1 protein-coding gene is annotated in these 242 nt (G+C 68.6%); it reads right to left on the reverse strand.

Going from position 1 to position 242, the window contains the following annotated elements; all coding sequences use genetic code 11:
• Positions 1-72: 72 nt before the first annotated feature.
• Positions 73-242: methylated-DNA--[protein]-cysteine S-methyltransferase (locus SB679_RS26040; protein WP_410705286.1), on the reverse strand; the 170-nt coding region annotated here is incomplete at its 5' end.

Genomic DNA, 242 nt, shown 5'->3' on the forward strand with positions numbered 1-242 from the left:
GCCCCACCAAGCGGGGACCGGCGTCGTCGGCTGCAGGCTGGACCAGCTCCAGCCCAAACAGCCCATCCTCGCTCATGCTGCCGCTTCAAGGGCCAGCAGGGTGTGCTTGGCTTCAGTACCGCCCAGGTAGCCCCCGTAGCTGCCGTCGGACTTGACCACTCGGTGGCATGGCACGATGACGGGTAACGGGTTGGTGGCACAGGCAGTTCCCACAGCGCGGACCGCGTTGGGGCTCCCCGCGG

Origin of the sequence: Chryseobacterium sp. SIMBA_029 (assembly GCF_046535275.1) — a bacterium.
Taxonomy (GTDB): Bacteria; Bacteroidota; Bacteroidia; order Flavobacteriales; family Weeksellaceae; genus Chryseobacterium.